19 protein-coding genes and 1 pseudogene are annotated in these 18,870 nt (G+C 62.0%); 8 read left to right on the forward strand and 12 right to left on the reverse strand.

Translation table 11 applies throughout. The annotated features are described in order from the left end of the window. Positions 1 to 282: transposase (locus Q2941_RS34425; protein WP_458195217.1), on the reverse strand; the 282-nt coding region annotated here is incomplete at its 3' end. A gap of 191 nt (positions 283 to 473) precedes the next feature. On the opposite strand from Q2941_RS34425, the gene Q2941_RS34430 reads away from it, so the two are divergent. Then, a complete protein-coding gene (locus Q2941_RS34430) occupies positions 474 to 977 on the forward strand; it encodes a DUF1214 domain-containing protein (RefSeq protein WP_371932929.1) in 504 nt (167 codons plus the stop codon). A 440-nt stretch (positions 978 to 1,417) separates the two neighbouring features. Here the strand turns inward: Q2941_RS34430 and Q2941_RS34435 are convergent, their stop codons facing one another. Continuing rightward, positions 1,418 to 1,678 carry a hypothetical protein gene (locus Q2941_RS34435; RefSeq protein ID WP_458195218.1) on the reverse strand — a complete coding sequence of 87 codons (261 nt, stop codon included), beginning with the start codon at positions 1,676 to 1,678 and terminating at the stop codon, positions 1,418 to 1,420. Positions 1,679 to 1,969: 291 nt separating this feature from the next. Between Q2941_RS34435 and Q2941_RS34440 the strand changes: the two genes are divergently transcribed. Then, the gene (locus Q2941_RS34440) at positions 1,970 to 3,856 is read left to right on the forward strand and encodes a tetratricopeptide repeat protein (RefSeq protein ID WP_458195219.1); all 1,887 of its coding nucleotides are present in this window, start codon (positions 1,970 to 1,972) and stop codon (positions 3,854 to 3,856) included. Positions 3,857 to 4,001: 145 nt separating this feature from the next. On the opposite strand, the gene Q2941_RS34445 is transcribed toward Q2941_RS34440, so the two are convergent. Further along, positions 4,002 to 4,847 carry an FkbM family methyltransferase gene (locus tag Q2941_RS34445; protein WP_027526261.1) on the reverse strand — a complete coding sequence of 282 codons (846 nt, stop codon included), beginning with the start codon at positions 4,845 to 4,847 and terminating at the stop codon, positions 4,002 to 4,004. Positions 4,848 to 4,896: 49 nt separating this feature from the next. Between Q2941_RS34445 and Q2941_RS34450 the strand changes: the two are divergent. The 3 genes and pseudogenes from Q2941_RS34450 to Q2941_RS34460 form a co-directional block, all read left to right on the forward strand. Then, positions 4,897 to 5,076 (forward strand): annotated as a pseudogene (locus Q2941_RS34450) (ABC transporter permease); the annotation flags it as partial. A gap of 85 nt (positions 5,077 to 5,161) precedes the next feature. Continuing rightward, on the forward strand, positions 5,162 to 5,488 hold the full coding sequence (locus tag Q2941_RS34455) for an ABC transporter permease (protein ID WP_458195220.1): 327 nt from the start codon (positions 5,162 to 5,164) through the stop codon (positions 5,486 to 5,488). A 53-nt stretch (positions 5,489 to 5,541) separates the two neighbouring features. Then, positions 5,542 to 5,667, forward strand: coding sequence for a hypothetical protein (locus tag Q2941_RS34460; protein ID WP_458195239.1), 126 nt, complete (start codon positions 5,542 to 5,544; stop codon positions 5,665 to 5,667). Positions 5,668 to 6,019: 352 nt separating this feature from the next. Here Q2941_RS34460 and Q2941_RS34465 read toward each other — a convergent pair whose 3' ends face one another. From Q2941_RS34465 to Q2941_RS34485, 5 genes are all read right to left on the reverse strand, one after another. Next, the gene (locus Q2941_RS34465; RefSeq protein ID WP_254108202.1) at positions 6,020 to 6,727 is read right to left on the reverse strand and encodes a fumarylacetoacetate hydrolase family protein; all 708 of its coding nucleotides are present in this window, start codon (positions 6,725 to 6,727) and stop codon (positions 6,020 to 6,022) included. Next, on the reverse strand, positions 6,720 to 7,778 hold the full coding sequence (gene gtdA / locus Q2941_RS34470) for a gentisate 1,2-dioxygenase (protein ID WP_458195240.1): 1,059 nt from the start codon (positions 7,776 to 7,778) through the stop codon (positions 6,720 to 6,722). The genes Q2941_RS34465 and gtdA overlap by 8 nt, the downstream gene beginning before the upstream one ends. 32 nt (positions 7,779 to 7,810) lie before the next feature. After that, positions 7,811 to 9,166, reverse strand: coding sequence for an MFS transporter (locus Q2941_RS34475; protein ID WP_458195221.1), 1,356 nt, complete (start codon positions 9,164 to 9,166; stop codon positions 7,811 to 7,813). 75 nt (positions 9,167 to 9,241) lie between these two features. Next, positions 9,242 to 10,894, reverse strand: coding sequence for a benzoate-CoA ligase family protein (locus Q2941_RS34480; RefSeq protein ID WP_254108205.1), 1,653 nt, complete (start codon positions 10,892 to 10,894; stop codon positions 9,242 to 9,244). A 21-nt stretch (positions 10,895 to 10,915) separates the two neighbouring features. After that, complete coding sequence (locus tag Q2941_RS34485) at positions 10,916 to 12,064, reverse strand: FAD-dependent monooxygenase (protein ID WP_458195222.1); 1,149 nt, start codon at positions 12,062 to 12,064, stop codon at positions 10,916 to 10,918. A 149-nt stretch (positions 12,065 to 12,213) separates the two neighbouring features. Between Q2941_RS34485 and Q2941_RS34490 the strand changes: the two genes are divergently transcribed. The 3 genes from Q2941_RS34490 to Q2941_RS34500 all read left to right on the forward strand — a co-directional run bounded on the left by Q2941_RS34490 (position 12,214) and on the right by Q2941_RS34500 (position 14,511). Continuing rightward, on the forward strand, positions 12,214 to 12,633 hold the full coding sequence (locus Q2941_RS34490) for an acyl-CoA thioesterase (protein ID WP_458195223.1): 420 nt from the start codon (positions 12,214 to 12,216) through the stop codon (positions 12,631 to 12,633). Next, positions 12,630 to 13,478, forward strand: a complete 849-nt coding sequence (locus Q2941_RS34495; protein WP_027526254.1) for an IclR family transcriptional regulator — start codon at positions 12,630 to 12,632, stop codon at positions 13,476 to 13,478. The genes Q2941_RS34490 and Q2941_RS34495 overlap by 4 nt, the downstream gene beginning before the upstream one ends. Before the next feature lie 448 nt (positions 13,479 to 13,926). Beyond that, positions 13,927 to 14,511 (forward strand): hypothetical protein, encoded by a 585-nt coding sequence (locus Q2941_RS34500; RefSeq protein ID WP_084801660.1) that lies wholly within the window; start codon positions 13,927 to 13,929, stop codon positions 14,509 to 14,511. 51 nt (positions 14,512 to 14,562) lie between these two features. Here the strand turns inward: Q2941_RS34500 and Q2941_RS34505 are convergent, their stop codons facing one another. The 4 genes from Q2941_RS34505 to ptsP all read right to left on the reverse strand — a co-directional run bounded on the left by Q2941_RS34505 (position 14,563) and on the right by ptsP (position 18,869). Further along, positions 14,563 to 15,465, reverse strand: a complete 903-nt coding sequence (locus tag Q2941_RS34505) for an N-acetylmuramic acid 6-phosphate etherase (RefSeq protein WP_458195224.1) — start codon at positions 15,463 to 15,465, stop codon at positions 14,563 to 14,565. Positions 15,466 to 15,828: 363 nt separating this feature from the next. After that, positions 15,829 to 16,812 carry a dihydroxyacetone kinase subunit DhaK gene (gene dhaK, locus Q2941_RS34510; RefSeq protein WP_027526251.1) on the reverse strand — a complete coding sequence of 328 codons (984 nt, stop codon included), beginning with the start codon at positions 16,810 to 16,812 and terminating at the stop codon, positions 15,829 to 15,831. 24 nt (positions 16,813 to 16,836) lie between these two features. After that, the gene (locus tag Q2941_RS34515; RefSeq protein WP_027526250.1) at positions 16,837 to 17,262 is read right to left on the reverse strand and encodes a hypothetical protein; all 426 of its coding nucleotides are present in this window, start codon (positions 17,260 to 17,262) and stop codon (positions 16,837 to 16,839) included. After that, a complete protein-coding gene (gene ptsP, locus Q2941_RS34520; protein ID WP_458195225.1) occupies positions 17,259 to 18,869 on the reverse strand; it encodes a phosphoenolpyruvate--protein phosphotransferase in 1,611 nt (536 codons plus the stop codon). The genes Q2941_RS34515 and ptsP overlap by 4 nt, the downstream gene beginning before the upstream one ends. Between the last annotated feature and the right edge of the window lies 1 nt (position 18,870).

The raw sequence follows: 18,870 nt of genomic DNA on the forward strand, positions 1-18,870 counted from the left end.
CATCACCTCGATATTGCGGCACGCTTCACGTTCTAGACGACGACTGGATTGCACCCGATTGAGATAGCCGTAGATGTAAAGCCTCAGAAGAACCGCCGGATGATAGGAGGGCCGGCCCGTCTCCTTGGCGATCACACGCTCAAACCCCATTCCATGCAGGTCGAGCGCCTCGACAAACACATCGATCACATGGACCGCGTTTTCCTCGCTTACCCAATCCTCCAGACATTCCGGCAAGAGCGTCAGCTGGGATCTGTCCGCGCCTTCAACGAAGCGTCCCATCCGTATCCCCCATCAGGAAACGGAGGAATCCTAGCCGACTCGTGGCTTTTCACACAGCCAGGGTCAAAAGCGGCAAAATAGCCTGATGACGACCGCGGGCGTCCGGTTTCCCGTAGGCAGCCGACATGGCAGCGGCTGTCCCTACTCGGGCCAGAATAAAGGACGCGTACTTCTATCCGAACAGCGCCTGGATGACCGTGTTCATCGGCGGAAATTACAAGTTCGAGCAGAATGGCGCCGTCAATCTGGACGCGAAGGCCATGTTCTTCTTCTACGCCACGGGCATTACACCGGCGATGACAGAGAAGATGGTTGGAGAAGGCTCACAGTATGCCGGCGCTTTCGTAGATGCCAAGGGCGATCCCCTCGATGGAGCGAAGACTTATAAGATACACATGACTTCACCAGTTCCCGCCAAAGATTTCTGGTCGTTCACGGTGTACGACAATCAGACACGCTCGATGCTGCAGACGGATCAAGAATTCCCTGCTGTTGGTAGCCTCACCAAAGGACTACTGGTGAATGCGGATGGGTCAGTCGATGTCTACTTCGGTCCGAAGGCTCCAGCCGGAAAGGAAAACAACTGGGTCCGGACGGTCCCCGGCAAGGGCTGGAGCACCCTGCTCCGCCTGTACGGGCCGCTCGAAGCATGGTTCGACAAGAGTTGGAGGCCGGGAGAGATAGAGCCGATGTGACGGCGCACCGCTCTCCTACAACTGCAACCAGCAATTTTGGCGCATCAGATATCCTCGATAGATGCGGTCGCGCGTCCCCCGCTTTTTCGACGCGGCCCAGAGGACCCGAGCCTGAGGACCTACATGAGCCCGCCAAAAGGGCGTCACCATGCGAAAGCAACCTTGATCTAGCTCAAGGGTAGCAGTTTGCCTCTGTCCGACCGTCGAACCATGACACCTACCGAAAGATCATGCCCGGAAGAACATGAGCCAACACCGAAGCCGTCGCGCACGGAGGAAGCGCGCCGGGTTGTTGAGGAGTACGCGAACGATCTCGGGGAAATCGTCAGGAAATTGGGCAAGCGCCTCTTCCATTAAGGCTGCCACACCGGGGGGTGAGGGTGGCCGCGCACTTAATGTTTAATTTTGGACCAACCCCGGCTGTGCTAGTTTGATCACCATCACCGGCCAAGGCTCTGCCCGTAGGCGTCGGTGGCTGAGAGACCGAGCGCGCTCCCGCCTATAGCGAGGAGAGCGAGATGGATCGGTCCCGGCAACTTCAACATCTTGAACAAGCTGAGCGCCACCTGTTGCGTGGCGAGCAGAATGTTTTCGACCAAGAACAGCGTATCGAGGACCTTGAGCATCATGGGCATGACACAACCTTGGCCCGCGCTCTCTTGGAAACATTCCTCTGCACGCAAACGCAATTCGTTGCGCACCGCGATCAAATCCTTCGAGAACTAGACCACAGCGGAGCTTCCTGACGTCAGCTCCGTTCCCTGGCAAGGGCAGATGAGGATATGGAAGGTGCAGGCCGCGCCAGCCTCGCGCCAGCTTCGCACCATAAACGACTTCATGGGACGCTACGGCCGCGCTCGGTGGGTGGACTCCGCCAGCACAGCTCAATGCGAACTGATGGAACGAGACGGCAAGTGCGACGGACACCTCCTTCCCGCGTGACTTAGAGTCGGCGAGCAATCTGACGTTGTCCACTTTTTTCTGGTCAGCTTATGAATCGTCAAGAGTGCCGGGCCGCGGCGGAACAATCCCAAAAGGTCGCACCGCAAAATTTGGAGGCCGCGAAACAAAGTTTGGAGGCCGCGAAACAGGGCCAATTGCTGTTCAATCTCGGCCGGTATGCCGAAGCCCTGGAATGCTTCAACGCATTCGATAGGCTCAATCCAAATATCGCACCTCTGTATCAAACACGCGGCCTTTGCCTCCAACGGTTGGGCCGGTTCGAGGAAGCGCAGGCCGACTTCGAGAGGTCCATTGCGCTGAACCCCGGCGAGGCGGAGACGCACAAAAACCTTGGCACGCTTCATTCAAGATTTGGCCGGATGGAGCAGGCATTAGCGAGTCTCGATCGCGCGCTCGAACTTCGTCCTGATTTTTCCGCAGCGCTTAACGAAAAGGCACGGGCGTTGAGGAACCTGCAATTGCGGGATGAAGCTCTCGTGGTCCTTCACAAATCGCTGGCGATCGACCCGGGCAATGCGGACACGATCCGGAATCTCGCGCTGCTGCTGCTTGATCTCGGCCGGCATGCGGAAGCCCTGGACTGCTTCAACGCAGCCGTGAAATTGAATCCAAATTCCGCAGCTCTGTATCAAATGCGCGGCGTTTGCCTCCAGGAGACGAACCGGTTTGAGGAAGCGGAGGCCGACTACGAGAAGTCCATCGCGCTGGACTCCGGCCTGGCGGAAACGCACAACAACCTCGGCTCGCTTCATTCGAGACTTGGCCGGATGGAGCAGGCATTTGCTAGCATCGAACGGGCGCTTGAACTTCGACCGGATTTTGCCGCAGCGCTTTCCAATAAAGCATTCCTATTGTTGAATCTGCAATTGCTGGATGAAGCCTTCGCGACCTCTCACAGATCCTTGGCGGTCGACCCAAATCATGCGCCGGCGGCCTTTAATTTGGCGACGCTTCAGCTGCTGACCGGAGATTTTGAGCGAGGCTGGCTTGGGCGCGAAGCGCGTTGGAGAATTCCTTCTTTCGGTTTGCCCGATCGCGGTTTTCCCCAATCCCTTTGGCTTGGTGACCAACCGCTCGAAGGCAAGACCATATTGCTTCATGCCGACGAGGGATTGGGCGATGCAATTCAGTTTGCGCGCTATGTGCCCATGGTGGCCGCGCTCGGGGCTCAACTCATCCTGGAGGTCCAGCCGCCAATCCAGCGGCTCCTGGCTGGGGTGCCCGGCGTCGCAACGTGTACCGTCCGAACGTCTACAACGTCGCTGTCGTTCGACCTGCACTGTCCTCTTGGAAGCCTGCCGCTGGCGTTCGGGACGCGGCTCGATACGATCCCGTTCGCGCAAGCGTACCTTCCTGCGCCTGCGGCGGCGCGCGTGAAGGCCTGGGAAGACCGGCTTGAAGACCGGATTGGCCCCCGCAATCGCTTGCGCGTCGGACTTGTCTGGTCGGGGAATCCGGTTCACAAGAACGATCACAATCGATCGATGGCACTGCGCACGCTTGCTCCTCTCCTGGATTGCGACGTCCAGTTCGTCAGCCTGCAAAAAGGCGTCCGGGATCAGGATCAGGCCTTTCTCCGCGAACGTTGTGACATCGTAGACTTAACGGAACATCTTACGGATTTCAGCGAAACAGCGGCGCTGGTTTGCTGCCTCGATCTGGTGATCTCGGTCGACACCAGCGTCGTTCACCTTGCCGGCGCGCTGGGCGTCCCCGTCTGGACGATGGTGCCATTCAGCCCGGATTGGCGCTGGCTGCTCAACCGCGACGACAGCCCGTGGTATCGGTCAATGAGGCTGTTCAGGCAAAACGCGCCGCGCGAATGGTCGGGAGTTGTCGAGCAGGTGCGCACCGAACTGCGCAAAGTCATTGCTGGCTGGAGCCCGGCGAAAAAAAGGACGATCGGCGCAGACTAAAGCGCGATGAGATTAGGATGAATCGTCATCGCGCTCAGGTCGCTTGTTTGAGCATGACCTCCGCGCAAACGCGTTCCACGTTTGTCGCGAGGGAAAACCGCTTCACACTTTGCGCTAACGCGCCCCTTCGGGTCCGGATGATGCTCTAGACATTTGCTTCCGCAAAGCTGCGTGCTTCAGCATGCTGGCCGGCGCCTTGAAGTCCGTTGATATCCTTCGAACTCTCATCGCTTTGATGTACTGCGAGAATATTGATGCCGAGAGCCAAGGACTGATAGCCGTTGTCCCGTAGCCAATGCTCAAGTTGCCGGTTATCCGTCTTGATTTTTTCGATGAACAGCATCGGGCGATACTTTTTGATTGTCTCCCGAGCACCCGCAAGGGCCTCCATCTCCATTCCCTCGATATCAATCTTGATGAAATCCACTCGAGGCAAGTTGAGCTCGTCCAGCGTCATTTTTTGTACAGGGACGGTGTTGTCGGTATAGTTGATCGACTGACCTATAAATTCGTTACCCGGACGCTGCCGCAATTCCAGGCTGCCGAAGCTGGAAGGCGTAAAATAGTTTGGATTTGGAATTTGCATCGTGCCGGATTCGGAGGAAACGGCAGCATGCACCGCTAACGCATTGAAGCAGTTGTTGATGGCAATGTTGCCCGCCAGCGCATAGTAGATCCGTTCCTGGGCTTCGATCGCAATCACCGAACCCCAGCCCGTCATCGACGAGGCCCATTCGATCGTGTGCACGCCGATATTCGCGCCACAGTCAATGGCGATCACCCCGTCACCGTGGTACCGCCGTCGCAATGCCAACAATTCGAGAGCGGCCCTGACTTCGCCTGGATCGAAAGCGGCCGTTTCGAGGATCTGAAACCCCACGCCGTAGCCGCGGTCAGGACTGACCATGCGATAGTCGAATCGATTGACTATCATCGTTCCATGGTTGGACGAGGCCAAGACAAAGGCCAGCTTTTGCCCAGCGATAGGCATTGCAGAATCTCCTTTAACCTAGAATCGATCCCACTATCCCAATGCCCGCTTGTGCGAAGCTGGTCCCGACAATGGCTTCCGGCAGTTCTTTACTGGCCATGCCGCCAGGCGAACTGACAGAAACTGGAGGACGTTAGTTGCCGGAATCACACCCGATTACCTAGTCGCTCGTGAATGGACGATATTGGATGGTCGCTCCTTCAACAGTACCGAGATCAATTCCGGTGCCAAGGTCGCCATCGTAGGGACAGTCATTCCTATAGAACTCTACGACTCGCGTCCGGCAGTCGGGAAGAATATTCCGGATTGGCGACGTGCCCTTTACCATCATTGGTGTGCTGGACAAAAAGGGGATTGGAGCGGCTGGCCGCAGTCAAGACGATGTTGTCTTCGTTCCCATCTCGACGGCAAAGAGTCGTGTGCTTGGCTCCGTACACGGCGCAACCCGCCAGGCCCTGGATTTCATCGCCGTCAAGTTTTCAGATGCCGCTGCAAGATCAGCGGTGGAAAACGAGATCGAAGCACTGCTTCGGCAGCGACACCATTTTCGCCCCGATGCGCGTAGCGATTTCAGTATCGACAACCCCGCGGATGTTCTCGTTGCGCGGGAGACCGCGGTACGGACCTGGGAATTCTGCTGATCGCGGTCGCATCGGTTTCACTCATTGTCGGCGGCATCAGCATCATGAACATCATGCTTGTTTCGGTCACTGAACGGACGCGCGAAATCGGCTTGCGCATGGCCGTCGGAGCGACACAGGGCGATATCCAGCGGCAATTCCTGTCGAGTCTGTCATTTTGGCGACGATGGGAGGCCTGATCGGCGCTGCAACGGGGGTTGCCGCGGCCATCGCGATCGCGTGGAGGGCGGGCTGGCCAATCATGATCACCCCTTGGCCAATCATAGTCGCTTGCTGTTTTGCCGGTTTGGTCGGAATTGCGTTTGGCAATTATCCAGCGCGACGAGCAGCCCGCCTCGATCCAATCGTCGCGTTACGCTTCGAATAGCCGCTGCATGATGCAATGTTCCGCTGCTTTGGCCCGTTTGCGATCAGCGATCTCAAGAACGCGACCAAGGCCGGAAAGCAACACCTGTGAGCACCACAGCCGTCCGGAGGTACCGCACCAGTTTCGCACCAGAAACAACTCGTCGCCCACTTGCCGTGTGGTTGCTATTCGACACCTATCCTGATTTCGCCCAGCCCGTCGATTCCTCCCGTCATCACCTGGCCCCGCTGCACGGGGCCGACGCCTTCCGGCGTGCCCGTCATGATGATGTCGCCGGGTTTGAGTGCCATCGACTGCGAGCAGATCGAGATGATGTCCGGCACGGGCCAGATCAGCTTTGAGATGTCGGAGTCCTGCTTGAGCGCGCCGTTGACGGCAAGCCAGATGCGCCCGGCGTTTGGATGGCCGACCTCCGAGACCGGTCGCAGCGGGGCGATCGGCGCCGAGAGATCGAAACCCTTGCCCCAGTCCCAGGGCCGGCCCTGCTCGCGGGCCTGAAGCTGCAGGTCGCGGCGCGTCAGATCGATGCCGACGCCGTAGCCCCAGACATGATCGAGCGCGCGCGCGACGGGAATGTCCGTGCCGCCCTGGCCGATCGCGACGATCAGCTCGATTTCGTAGTGGAAGTTGCTGGTCTGCGGCGGATAGGGAACCGTCGTCCCGTCGTCCACGACCGTGTCCGCGGGCTTCATGAAGAAGAACGGCGGCTCGCGATCGGGATCGCGTCCCATCTCGCGCGCGTGCGCCGCGTAGTTGCGGCCGACACAGATGATCCGGCGCAGCGGAAAGCGCGCCGCCACATCGTGGACCGCGACCGAGGCGTGCGGCGGCGGCGGCAGAACGAAATCGGAGTGAGTATTGGCGTTAAGCATTGCCGCGGTCCTCCCGGAAAAGATGCAGGGCTTCCTGAATGGGTCGATCGGAATAGGAGAAGATCACGGCGTCGCCGTCGATCGCCTCGTGACGTACACGATGCCAGGAGGGGACGACGAAGATGTCGCGCTTGCCCCACTCGACCACGAAGTCCTCGCCGGATCGCGACGAGATGACGCTGCGGCCCCTGCCCTCGATCGGCACGAACACGGTCGCGTCCGTCGAGCGGTAGGCCGCGGTCGCAAAACGCTTTGGCAGGAGCTGGATGAAGGTCGCCATGGTGGCCATGGCGTGATTGCCCGTGATCGGGTTGGTGTAGCGCATCTTGAGACCGTGGCAGGGGTCCCAGGCGGCGGCGCGTCGCAAGCGCTCGAGCGACTCGCGGGTTCGTGCATAGGGATAGTTGAACACCGGCGAGGTGCCGCCGCCTCCCCTGTGATCGACGGGAAGCAGGTTGTGGCCATAGCGAGCGTCGCTGTCGCCGATGGGGCGGATAATCGGCTGCTCGTCGACGTCGAGATGTTCGGCGAAGGACGCATCCAGCATCTGAATGACGGGAATATCGAGACCGTCCAGCCAGAACACCGGATTGGGGCTGGGGTTGCCGTGGTCGTGCCAGGCCCAAGGCGGCGTGATGATGAAATCGCCTTCGTGCATGATGGTGCGTTCGCCGTTCACCGCCGTGTAGGCGCCCTCGCCTTCGAGGATGAACCGCAGCGCGGATTGCGTATGGCGGTGGGCCGGCGCAACCTCACCCGGCATGACGAGCTGCACGCCGGCATAGAGGTCCGTCGTGATTTTCGACTGGCCGCGAAGACCGGGATTTTCGAGGACCAGGACCCTCCGCTCCGCCTCCTTGGCGGTAATGAGACTTCCGGCCTCGAGCATATAGGCGCGGATCTCATCAAAGCGCCAGGATGCGGGGCGACACGCGCTTCTCGGTTCGGGCGTGACGAGATCGGCCAGTGACAGCCACAGGGCCGTCAGGTTCCTCTTGTCGATCTTGTCGTAGAAGGCCCGTCGCTCCGGCGTATCGGCGGTCGGGGCCATGATCGAATGTTGGGACATTGTCTGTCTCGCTGTTAATGATGAAGTGTCGCGGCCGACGACACGAGCGCAAGCGCCGGCTCTCGTCTGCGAAGCGCGATCACCGCCAGTCCCGCCAGCATTGCCGGCACCGCCGCCGTCAAGACGACGGACTGCGCAGTCCATCCGAAGCCGAGCAGCACGCCGCCTGCGACCGGGCCGATGATCGAGCCGATGCGGCCCACGCCCAACGCCCAGCCCACACCGGTGGATCGGATCTCAGTCGGATAGAGGCTGGCCGCGAGCGCGTTCATGCCGATCTGCGCACCCACCACCCCGAACCCGGCGAGGAAGGTCGAGATCATCAGCGTCCACACATTGGCGGACCCGAATGCGATGCCCGCAATGAAGAGCGCCGAAGCGGAATAGGCGCCGCCGAGCACCAGATACGGATCGAGCCGGTCGACGAAGCGGCCGAGAACGACCGCGCCGACGACCCCTCCGGCGTTCAGCACCGCCGTCGAGAGGATCGCGATGTTGAGCGGCAGCCCGCTCGCCTTGAGCAGCGAGGGCATCCAGTTTACCAGGAAGTACATGACGAGCAGGTTCATGAAGAACGCGATCCAGAGGAGCACCGTCATGGATGCGCGGCCTTCCCCGAGAAGCTTCGTCACCGGAAATCCGGATGCTTTCGAACCATGCATGACATAGCGGCTCACCGCAGTCGGGGAGATGGTCGGATCGAGCCTGGCGACGAGACGCCCTATTCTTTCGTCTGCAACGTCGCGTGTCATCAGATAGCGGATCGACTCGGGCAGCCAGATCAACAGCACGATCAGGGTGACGAGAGGAAGCACGCCGCCCACGACGAAGACCGCCTGCCAGCCGAGCGCACCGATCAAAGGCGCACTGATCACGCCGCCGATCGTCGACCCCAGCGGAAAGCCGCAGAACATGATGGCGATGAGCAGCGCACGCATCCGCTTCGGCGCGTATTCGCTGGTCAGAGCGATGATGTTGGGCATCGCACCGCCGAGGCCAAGGCCCGTCAGAAAGCGGTAGACCAGGAGCTCGTTCAGCGTGGTCGCGCGCGCGGTGACGAGCGCGAAGATGCCGAACAGCAGCACCGAGAGCAGGATCACGCCTTTTCGACCGAAGCGATCCGCCGCCGGGCTCAGGACGAAAGCACCGACCGTGAGGCCGGCGAGGCCCGCACCAAAGATCGGGCCGAAGCCGGCCATGGCGATCCCCCATTGCTCGGCAATGACGGGCGCGACATAGGCGATCGCCTGAGTGTCGAAACCGTCGAGCAGGGCGATCCACGCGCAAAGAACGAGGATCAGAAGCTGGAGGCGTCCGAACCGCGCCTCTTCGATGACCTCGGTAACGTCTACAATATTCGCAGCGGACATCACGAACTCCAGTGAGCTTGTGTTTCTAAGCCGGTGACAGTTCAAGTATGTGAGAAGGCGGAGCTGGCTGCTTGGTCAGGCCCCCAACGGGGCGCTACGCAGCTTCTGCCGATCGATCTTGCCCGTTCCCGTCTTCGGCAAATCGGACCAGTATTCGATCAGGCGTGGATATTTGTAGGGGAGCAGTTTCGATTTGACGTGATCCTGCAGCTCACGCGTCAACGACTCGCTCGGCGTATGACCGTCCTGAAGGATCACAAATGCCTTCGTGGTCATGCGGCGATCGGGAAGCTCGAGGCCAAGGACCGCGCATTCCCGGACCGCGGGATGATCCGACAGGCAGAGCTCGATCTCGACCGGGTAGATCCACTGCCCGCTCACCTTGATGAGATCGTCGACGCGACCGACGAAGGTGAAGAAGCCGTCGGCATCCTCGACCAGCCTGTCGCCGGTCCAGATCCACCCCTCCTCGCGCATGGTCTGTTCGGTCTTGTCGGGCCTGTTCCAGTAGCACGGCGCGTTGGAGTGACCGCGGACCCACATCACGCCTTCTTCGCCTTGCGCGACGGGCTCTCCTTCGGGCGTGGTCAGTCGGATCTCGTATCCCGGAACGCGCTTGCCGGCGGTCCCGGTCTTCCTCCGTTCGCGCGTGTTCGAGAGATAGATGTGCAGCACCTCGGTCGATCCGAGTCCTTCGACGATCTCGAGCCCGAAGCGTCGCCGCCAGTCGTTGAAGATATCCTGCGACAGCACTTCGGCGGCCGACAGGCACAAGCGCACGCTCGACAGGTCGGCAGTTTCGATGCGAGGATGATGCAGCAACGCGTTGTAAAGCGTCGGCAGGCCGAAGAAGAGGGTCGGCTTGAACCGCTCGATCATGTCCAGGACAGCGCCTGGCTCGGGCCGCCCGGCGAGCAGGACCGTGCTGGCGCCGACCGAGAACGGGAACGTGATCGAATTGCCGAAGCCGTAGGCGAAGAAGATCTTCGGCACCGAGAAACAGATGTCGTTCTCTTCGATTCCCAGGATGTGACGCCCGAAACTATCAGCCGTGTAGGCCATGTCGTGCTGGAGATGCACGATGCCTTTCGGCCGGCCGGTACTGCCCGAGCTGTACATCCAGAACGCCATGTCGTCACGACGCGTGGGTGCTGCGTCCAGCTCTTCAGGAAACTGGGCAAACCATTGGTCGCCATTCAGAACCTTGATCGAGGACGGCTCGCACGCGGCATCGCCATTGACGACGACCAGCGCGCGCAGCCGCGTTCCCGCGACCGTCTCCTGGTCGAACAGGGCAGCATATTCGGCGTCGACGACCGCCGCCGGCGCAGCCGAGTCCTGAAGGTAGAAGCCGATGAGGTCCTTGGGCGACAACGTATTGATCAGCATCGGCACGAAGCCGGCACGGATCGCGCCAAAGAACACCGCAGGGTAAGCGGCCGTGTCGTTCAGCAGGAGGAGCACGCGCTCACCGGCGGCAAGCCCGAGCGATTTGAGCGCGTTTCCGCATTTGGCGGCCTTGACACACAGCTCGGCATAGCTGGTGTTGCCGGTCGCGGCAAAGATCGCGACCTTATCGGCACGACCCGCCCCGAGATTGTCGAAGAGGATTTCGCTGGCGTTGTAGCGCTCGGCGATTTCAAACCCGATCTCCTGTGCGCCCGGCGCATTGTCGGGCACTTGGTCCACGATCGCGTCCGCGAGTACCTGGCCGATTCCGTTCGTCATGGAAGCGCTCCTCATCATCGCTTACGTGCTTGGGACCAATGAACTGGCGTCGTAGCGCGCCATGAAGCGCGGCGACATCGCGCGGAGCTGATTGTCGTCGATCCGCCCCGAACGGGTGATGTAGCTGTAGCCGAAATCCAGCGGCTTTAGCTTCATGTGCTCGGCAAAGCGCTCGTACCAGGCCGCGCTCGTCCTTGCCGCTTTGACCAGCTTCTCCACCACCGGGCGGCGCAGAGCCTCGTAGACTTCCAGCGTGCGGCGGAGATCGTTCGGTTCACTGTCCAGCGCATTGACGAGGGCGATGACGTCCTCGAGCGCCAGGCGCGTGCCCGATCCGATCGAGAAGTGCGCGGTGTGAAGCGCGTCACCCACGAGCACCATGTTGCGGTGTGACCAGCGATCGTTCCACAGCCACGGGAAATTCCGCCAGATCGACTTGTTGTTGACGAGCGGATGCCCTTCGAGCGTGTCGGCGAACACCTTCTCGCAAAGAGTCCTGCTCTCTTCCTCGGTCTTCTCCGCAAAACCGGCGCGCAGCCACGTTGCGCGATCGCACTCGACGATGAACGTGCTCATCGTCGGCGAGTAACGGTAATGATGGGCGTTGAAGCTGCCGAACTCGGTTTCGACGAAGGTCTGGGTCAGCGTCTCGAAGCGCTTGGTGGTGCCGTACCAGGCGAACTTGTTGTCGTCATATGAAAGGGACGTCTTGAAGTCGCCTTCGTAGCTCCTTCGAACCAGCGAGTTCACGCCGTCGGCAGCAACGATCAGATCGTATCCCGCGAGCTCGTCGACCGAGCGCACGATCGTGCCGAAATGCAGATCCGCACCGGCGGATCGGGCACGCTGGGTCAGTTGCGTGATGAAATCGAGCCGTCCGACCGCGGAGAAGCCGACGCCGTCGAGCGCGACGCTCTCGCCGCGATGAACGAGCGTGATGTCGCGCCATGTCTCCATGCGCGCTGAGACGGCGTCCGCCGTTTCCGGATCATCGGCGCGAAGGAAGTCGAGCGCCTTGTCGGAGAAGACGACGCCAAACCCCCAGGTCGCACCTTCCGGATTCTGCTCGAAGACGTCGACGCGGGTGTCGGGGTGCCGACGCTTCCACAAGTAGGCGAAATACAGCCCCGCAGGACCGCCCCCCATCACAGCAATGCGACCGAGCCGCATGACCTTCCCTTCCCTGTTGGTTTGCTTGCCGTTTTCTTATTGCGTATTATGCAATCAATTTCTCAATATGCAATATATTTTTTGCGCAGTGAGGAAACATTTTTCTTATAGGGAATGAAGCCGCCGAAGCTAAGCTTCGGACCGGCGTCGTGCGACAGGAGGGTTTTCGGATGTTTGAGACAGCTTTCACGATCGAGTGGGGCGATTGCGACGAAGCCGGAATCGTCTTTTATCCCAACTACTTCTATTGGTTTGACTGCACTTATCAGCGCTGGCTGCGTAAGCACGGTTTGAGCCAGCGGGAGCTCAAGCGCCGCTTCAAAAGCGTCACGCCGCTCGTCAATGTCGGCGCCCAGTTTGTCGGACCTGCCCGCTACGACGATGAGCTGGTGGTCCGCGCTGAAATCGCCGAGTGGCGAGAGCGAAAGTTTCGAATCGACTACAAGCTGTCGGTCGGAAACATGCAGATTGCGAGCGGCTTCGAACAGCGCGCCTGGGCCTCTGTCACGGACACGGGCGAACTCCGCGGCGCCAGCGTGCCGCAAGAGTTCAGGGAATTGCTGAAATGAAACGGACGCCTCCGAAAGACACTGGCGAAGAGAGCGGCGGGACGGCTCCCGGCGGTATCCAGGCTCTCGACGCCGCGCTTTCGGTCCTGCGAGTCCTGCGATCCTTTGACGGGCCGGCGACACTGTCGGATATCGCGCGCGAAGCCGGGATGCCACCGAGCAAGGTGCATCGCTACCTGGCGAGCTTCATTCATGCGGGACTTGCCGTGCAGAAGGAGCGCTCCGGCCGGTACGACCTCGGCCGCGAAGCCGCGGAGTTGGGCGTTGCGGCCATCAGCCGGAACAACTTCGTCGTCCGCGCCTCCGACGAGCTCGAGGAATTGGCCGCGACGACGGGCCAGGCTGCGCTGCTGGCCGTCTGGAGCCACAATGGCCCGACCGTGGTCCGAATGGAGAGAGGTCCCCATCTGACGACCACGTCGATCGGTCTCGGCAGCACGTTTCCCTTGCTGGACTCCGCGACCGGACGCGTCTTCTTGTCTTACCTGCCGTCCCCACAACTGGCCGGGCGGCTGCAAAACGAACTCGAGCGTGCCGCGTCAGTCGGCGTCAGCTGGCCGGATCTCAATCCCAACCCGGAAAGCGTCGAGGCATTGACGACGAAAATCCGGCGCGAGCGGATTGCCTATGTCGATGGACGCTACATTCCGGGACTGAGCGCGATCTCATCCGCGATCACGAACTGGCAAGGCGAGATCGAGGTCGCCGTGACCTTGTTCGGCACGCACAGGGACTTGCTGCAGCCTGATAGTCCCGCGCGAGGCGCCTTGATCGATTTTGCCGCCCGTCATTCGATCGTGCCGCCGGCCCAACTCGGCAATTCGAGCGGCGTGCCAGAGCGATAGCTGGCGCGTGCGCCTTGGCTGACAACCTGAATTCACGAGCAAGCTCGGCCCCACACAGCCGCCGTCGCCTCCAATTGACACGGGCCTTGCTTATCGGCACGGTTTACGTCCGTGAAACATGCGGGAACGAGTTGCCGATTCGGCGGCGTCGGCACGCAAACCGCAGCGTCGCAACACGACCCTCGGGGCACTCAAGCCGCATCGGCGCAGCTGCTGAAGTTGACAGATGGCTCCATCGAGAACGGATATCGGCCGGCTTGATCTGCGAATGGAGCGTGATCCGTTGCACGCCGCCGCTCGTCCTCCACCGGAGGATCATGTTCCAGAGGACCAGGAGCTGGGGTCAGGCACCGGGCAAAGTAGCAGAGCACCCGCGGTTCACCCGGCCCACGAGGCCTCTGCCGTGTCGTCCGTGCACTTCGGTTCCGGGGGCGATGAGGCGGGAGACATGACCGCCTTTGCCAGATGGGTGGGGCGAGCACGCAGCATCTGGCGTGGCCATGTCCTGCGCGATCAGGCCCCCGAGGCGACGAGGCCGTCGGGAGGAAATGTCGAGCGCTGGTTGCTCGCATTGTTGAGCGTCCTCGTGATCGTCAGCTGCGTTTGCGTGACCATCGTCTTCACGCAGGTCACGTCGCTCAAAGCAGAGATCACAACGCTGCAACGCGAGATCATCGCGCTCAAGCTGCACGTCGCCAGGCTCGATCAGATCGCCAACGAGGCACGTGACAGGCAAAGCAGCGAAACACCCAAGCCAGCGGCGGAGCCCCGTCCTGACCAGGGCTTGCTCATCCTCTCGCGCGAAGAGATTCAGCTGATCAGAGACTTTATCAAGCCTGCCCCGATTGCGCCGTCCGCGACTGAGCCGATCAAGGTCGGCGATCCCGTCGCGGGAGAAACCATCCCCTTTCCTTCTCCGATCACGGACAAGGTGCGGAAACTGCTTGGCGCCAGATTTACCATTCGCAACGGCGTCATCGCCGTTACCCGGAACGGTAGCCGCCAGGTTGACGCCGTGATCGGGCCCAATTGACGAGGGGCGGACTTCGGGGCTGCTGCGGTGAGTATGCCGCCTGCCGCGCCCTCACCCCAGATCATCAAACACGCGACGAAGATTGCCCTTGTGGCCGGCGAGAAGGTTCGCCGCTTCCGTCTTGTCGTATCCGAGCACGACGAGCGCGGCCAGCTTGATGTCGCCGCCGGTCTCTTCCAGGGCAGAGGCAGCTTGCGCTTCGCTGCAACCTGTGATGTGGGCGACCATCGCCTCGGCACGGCGCTTCAGCTTCGCGTTCGTGGGCAGCATGTTGACCATCATGCCGCGGTAGACGCGACCAAGACGCAGCATGATGCCGGTCGACATCAGGTTGAGGACGATCTTCTGGGCCGTGCCGGCCTTCATCCGCGTCGAACCGGCGATGAGCTCGGGCCCGGTCTCGACGAGGACCGGATATTTCGCGGCTTCAAGCAGCGGGGCCTGGCGATTATTGGCGATGCCGACGGTCACGGCCTGGTATCGGCCGGCCTGGCGCAATGCGGTTACGGTGAACGGGGTCGTGCCGCTCGCCGCAACCGCGATGACAACGTCGTGTGACGACAGCCTTGCGGCATCGATCTGGGCGATTGCGTCATCGACGTCGTCTTCCGCGCCTTCGACGCTGGTGACAAACGCGCTCTCTCCGCCGGCGATGATGAAGTGAACCCGCTGTTGAGGCCACGCGAAGGTAGGCGTCAGTTCGGCGCCGTCCTGGATGGCCACCCTGCCCGACGTTCCTGCGCCGACATAGACCAGGCGCCCGTCATCCCCGAGCGCGTCCGCCGCGGCGGCCGTCGCCGCGGCGAGCGCGGGAAGACACTGGCCGACGGCCGCGACGGCCGCGAGCTGGCCTTCCCACATCGCTTCCAATGCCGCGGTCCCCGACCAAGCGTCCAAATCCGTGAAGCGGGGATCGACAGCTTCAGTTGCATTGGCGCGATCCGTTCGTTTCATGGGCTCGTACCACCGTAGCGTGACGCTGAGTTGCCAATAGCCGGCCTGACGCGAGCCAAAGGCAGGTCGCCGTTCATCGCATCCTTGGGAATGCCAGCGCGACCGGCAAACTAACATGGATCCTGGTACATGGGTTCCAGTTCGGTAGACGCAACCGGCCGCGCAGGCAGTCCGATCGAGCTCCCAACAAAAATCTAAAAAAACACGGAAAATTGAGTCGCGAGCGTTTCGCAAAAAAATGCCGTGCCTGATGGCACGGCCAGTTTCAGGGAGCAAACCGGCGCGATGGACAGCCCGCTAGCGGGGCCGGCATTCCATCGCGGCGGAGTTCAGGATCGCTCAGTGGTCCATATCAGGCGAGGCTCACCATTTGAGGGCTGCGGTGCGGACCGGGTGGTCCCACAGCGCCGTCGTCTCGGCATCGAGCAGGCTCAACGTGAGCGAACAGCCGGCCATGTCGAGCGAGGTGACGTAGCTGCCGACCAGCGAGCGGGTGATGCGCAGGCCGCGCTTCTCGAGAAGCTTTCGCGCCGCCTGGTACATCAGATAGAGCTCGATCGTGGGTGTGCCGCCGAAGCCGTTGACGAGCAGGAGCGCCTCGGCCCCCTCCCGTGCGTCGAGATCCTCCGCGATGGCCGTCGTCATCTCGAAGGCGATGGCGTCGGCCCGCTCCAACTTGACGCGGCGGCGCCCGGGCTCGCCGTGAATGCCGACGCCCATCTCCATCTCGTCCTCGGCGAGCGCGAAAGTCGGCCCGCCCGCGGCCGGGACGGTGCAGCTCGTCAGCGCCACGCCCATCGAGCGCGTTTTCGCATTGACGCGCTCGCCGAGCGCAACGCAGCCGGCGAGATCAAGGCCCTTCTCAGCGGCCGCGCCAACGATCTTCTCGACGATCAGCGTCCCGGCGACGCCACGGCGGCCGATGCTGTGGGTAGAGTTCTCAACCGCGACGTCATCATCCGTCACGATGGTAGCAATCCGGCCTTCGGCGATCTCCGCCGCCATCTCGAAATTCATGCGGTCGCCGGCATAATTCTTCACGATGAACAGCACGCCGGCGTCACCCGCGACAGCCTGGGCAGCCTCGACGATCTGGTCCGGCGTCGGCGACGTGAAGACCTGCCCCGGACAGGCGGCGTCGAGCATGCCATAGCCGACGAAGCCGGCATGCAGCGGCTCGTGCCCGCTGCCGCCGCCCGAGACCAGCGCCACCTTTTTCGGGTTGAGCTCACGGCGGCGCACGAATTTGCGTTCGGATCCCAGCGTCACGAGATCGGCATGCGCCGCGGCAAACCCGTCCAGGCTCTCGGCCAGGACGTCGTCGACGGAATTGATGAACTTCTTCATGCGACCCTCCCCATCACTTATGCCTCATTCTTTTTCCTGCATGATGGCAATCAGTCGGCGCGCGAACTCCTGGAGCAGCGCGTCGAGCTGAGCATTCCGCTTGCCGCTGCCGAGATCGGGCAGATGCAGCGTCAAGGTCCGCTCGTGCGGTCCCTCGGTCAGCCGGCTGATCCTGCGCGGATGGGCGCGCGCATAGGCGCGCAGAAAGGCTGCCTTCGCCTGCGGAGGAAAGTGGCAGACGTCGAAGATCGTGTTGAGATGCTGCACCGGGATCGGCACCGGATAGGCCGGGTTGGAGATCTGGCTGACGAAGCTCCGGTTCTTTCCCATGGCATGGGCGAGCCGCAGCCGCATCCCCGAGGGGCGCTTGTCCAGCACCTCCTTGAAAATGCGCTTGTAGACGGCAACGGCACCGGCTTCCGCCGGTTCATCGACAACGGCGTCAGTCAAGTCCCACCTCCGCTGCCCAGACGATCGATCGTTTGCTTGATCTGCGCAAGCGCCGAAACATTCACCGAGAGCTCGCGCAGCCCGCAATCGAGCAGCGCAGGAATGCAGCGCGGATCGCTCGCCATGTCGCCGCACAGGCTCACGGGAATTCCGGCGCGCCGGCCGTGCTCCGCGGTCCGCGTGATCAGTTCGAGAACAGCGGGATGCAAGGGATCCACCAGGGGTGCGAGAGCTCCATTCGAGCGGTCGCAGGCAAGGACGTATTGCGCAAGGTCGTTCGAGCCGATCGAGAAGAAGGCGCTCTTGAAGCTGGCGATCGAAAGCGCCGCCGCGGGCACCTCGACCATGATTCCGAGGTCGGGAAGCATCGCGGCAGTGCCTTTCGCCTGCAAGTCCTGCACGATGTCGGCAAACAGCTTTCGAGCCGCCTCGACCTCGTGGGCCGAGGTGACCATCGGGAACATGACCTTGAGATTTCCGCGCACCGCCGCGCGCGCCAGAGCGCGGAGCTGGACCGCAAAGATCTCGGGCCGAGCCAGACAAAGACGAAGGCCGCGTACGCCGAGGAAGGGGTTTGCCTCGCCATCCGGCGTGAAGCCCGGCACCGGCTTGTCGCCGCCCGCATCAAAGGTGCGGATCGTCACCAGACGCCGCTCGGCCCAGCGCAAGACCTGGTCGTAGACCTGAAACTGCGTCTCCTCGTCGGGCAGGCCGCGCTCCGAAAGCAGAAACTCGGTGCGCATCAGGCCGACGCCGTCGGCATATTGCGCATCCGGATAGTCGAGGTCCTCGACGCGCTGGATGTTGATGAGGAGCTTGATCCGATCGCCGCGCCAGGACGCCGCCGGCCGCCGCAGGATGGCTCGCGCAGAAGCCCTGCTCTTGCGGTGGATCTCCCGCCGCTTCTCGAACAGGCCGATCTGCTCGATGCTGGGATCGAGCTCGAGCGTTGCGCCCTCGCCGTCGAGCAGCGCCGTGCTGCCTGCCGGGACCGCGCCGAGTTGCACCACCATCGGTATGCCGCGGGCGCGCGCCAGCATCGCAACGTGGCTCGTCGGACTGCCGCGCAGCAGCGCCAGGCCACCGCCATCGGACCAGTCGATCTCGAGGAAGCGCGAAGGCGGCAGATCGTCGGCGCAGACGACCGCACCGCTCGGAATTCTCAACGCATGGCCTTCGCCGCCGCGCAAGATGTTCAACACACGATCGCGAAGGTCGGCAAGATCCGAGCTGCGCGCCTTCAGATATTCGTCCGGCGCCGAATTATAGTCCGCGATCTGCTCGTCGAGCACCGCGCGCCAGGCGGCGTCCGCGGGTTCGCCTTCGCCGATCGCCGCGAGGATCGCGCTGACCAGATCCTCGTCCTCCAGCAGCGCGACCTGGAATTCCAGGATTTGCGCGGCTTCGCCGCCGGCGATTGCGGCGAGCTCGGCGATCTGCCGGCTCGCGGTATCGATCGCACTTCGCAGCGCAAGCGCTTCATCGACCAGGGTGCCGGCGACCCGTTCGCCGTTCGCGCCCGCGTCGACCCGGACGAACGGGCCCTGGGCAAAACCGATCGAGGCGGTTCTGCCGCGGTAGGCCAGTCGTGAAGCGCTGTCTCGCATG

Source organism: Bradyrhizobium sp. UFLA05-153 (assembly GCF_054185185.1).

Excerpts from the sequence above, each read along its gene's own strand:
- Q2941_RS34440 (WP_458195219.1), top strand. The coding sequence starts at position 1,970 with ATGAATCGTCAAGAGTGCCGGGCCGCGGCGGAACAATCCCAAAAGGTC.
- ptsP (WP_458195225.1), bottom strand. The coding sequence starts at position 18,869 with ATGCGAGACAGCGCTTCACGACTGGCCTACCGCGGCAGAACCGCCTCG.
- Q2941_RS34485 (WP_458195222.1), bottom strand. The coding sequence starts at position 12,064 with ATGCGGCTCGGTCGCATTGCTGTGATGGGGGGCGGTCCTGCGGGGCTG.
- Q2941_RS34430 (WP_371932929.1), top strand. The coding sequence starts at position 474 with ATGACCGTGTTCATCGGCGGAAATTACAAGTTCGAGCAGAATGGCGCC.
- Q2941_RS34460 (WP_458195239.1), top strand. The coding sequence starts at position 5,542 with ATGCTTGTTTCGGTCACTGAACGGACGCGCGAAATCGGCTTGCGCATG.
- dhaK (WP_027526251.1), bottom strand. The coding sequence starts at position 16,812 with ATGAAGAAGTTCATCAATTCCGTCGACGACGTCCTGGCCGAGAGCCTG.
- gtdA (WP_458195240.1), bottom strand. The coding sequence starts at position 7,778 with ATGGCCCCGACCGCCGATACGCCGGAGCGACGGGCCTTCTACGACAAG.
- Q2941_RS34480 (WP_254108205.1), bottom strand. The coding sequence starts at position 10,894 with ATGACGAACGGAATCGGCCAGGTACTCGCGGACGCGATCGTGGACCAA.
- Q2941_RS34445 (WP_027526261.1), bottom strand. The coding sequence starts at position 4,847 with ATGCCTATCGCTGGGCAAAAGCTGGCCTTTGTCTTGGCCTCGTCCAAC.
- Q2941_RS34500 (WP_084801660.1), top strand. The coding sequence starts at position 13,927 with ATGACCGCCTTTGCCAGATGGGTGGGGCGAGCACGCAGCATCTGGCGT.
- Q2941_RS34475 (WP_458195221.1), bottom strand. The coding sequence starts at position 9,166 with ATGTCCGCTGCGAATATTGTAGACGTTACCGAGGTCATCGAAGAGGCG.
- Q2941_RS34495 (WP_027526254.1), top strand. The coding sequence starts at position 12,630 with ATGAAACGGACGCCTCCGAAAGACACTGGCGAAGAGAGCGGCGGGACG.
- Q2941_RS34505 (WP_458195224.1), bottom strand. The coding sequence starts at position 15,465 with ATGAAACGAACGGATCGCGCCAATGCAACTGAAGCTGTCGATCCCCGC.
- Q2941_RS34465 (WP_254108202.1), bottom strand. The coding sequence starts at position 6,727 with ATGCTTAACGCCAATACTCACTCCGATTTCGTTCTGCCGCCGCCGCCG.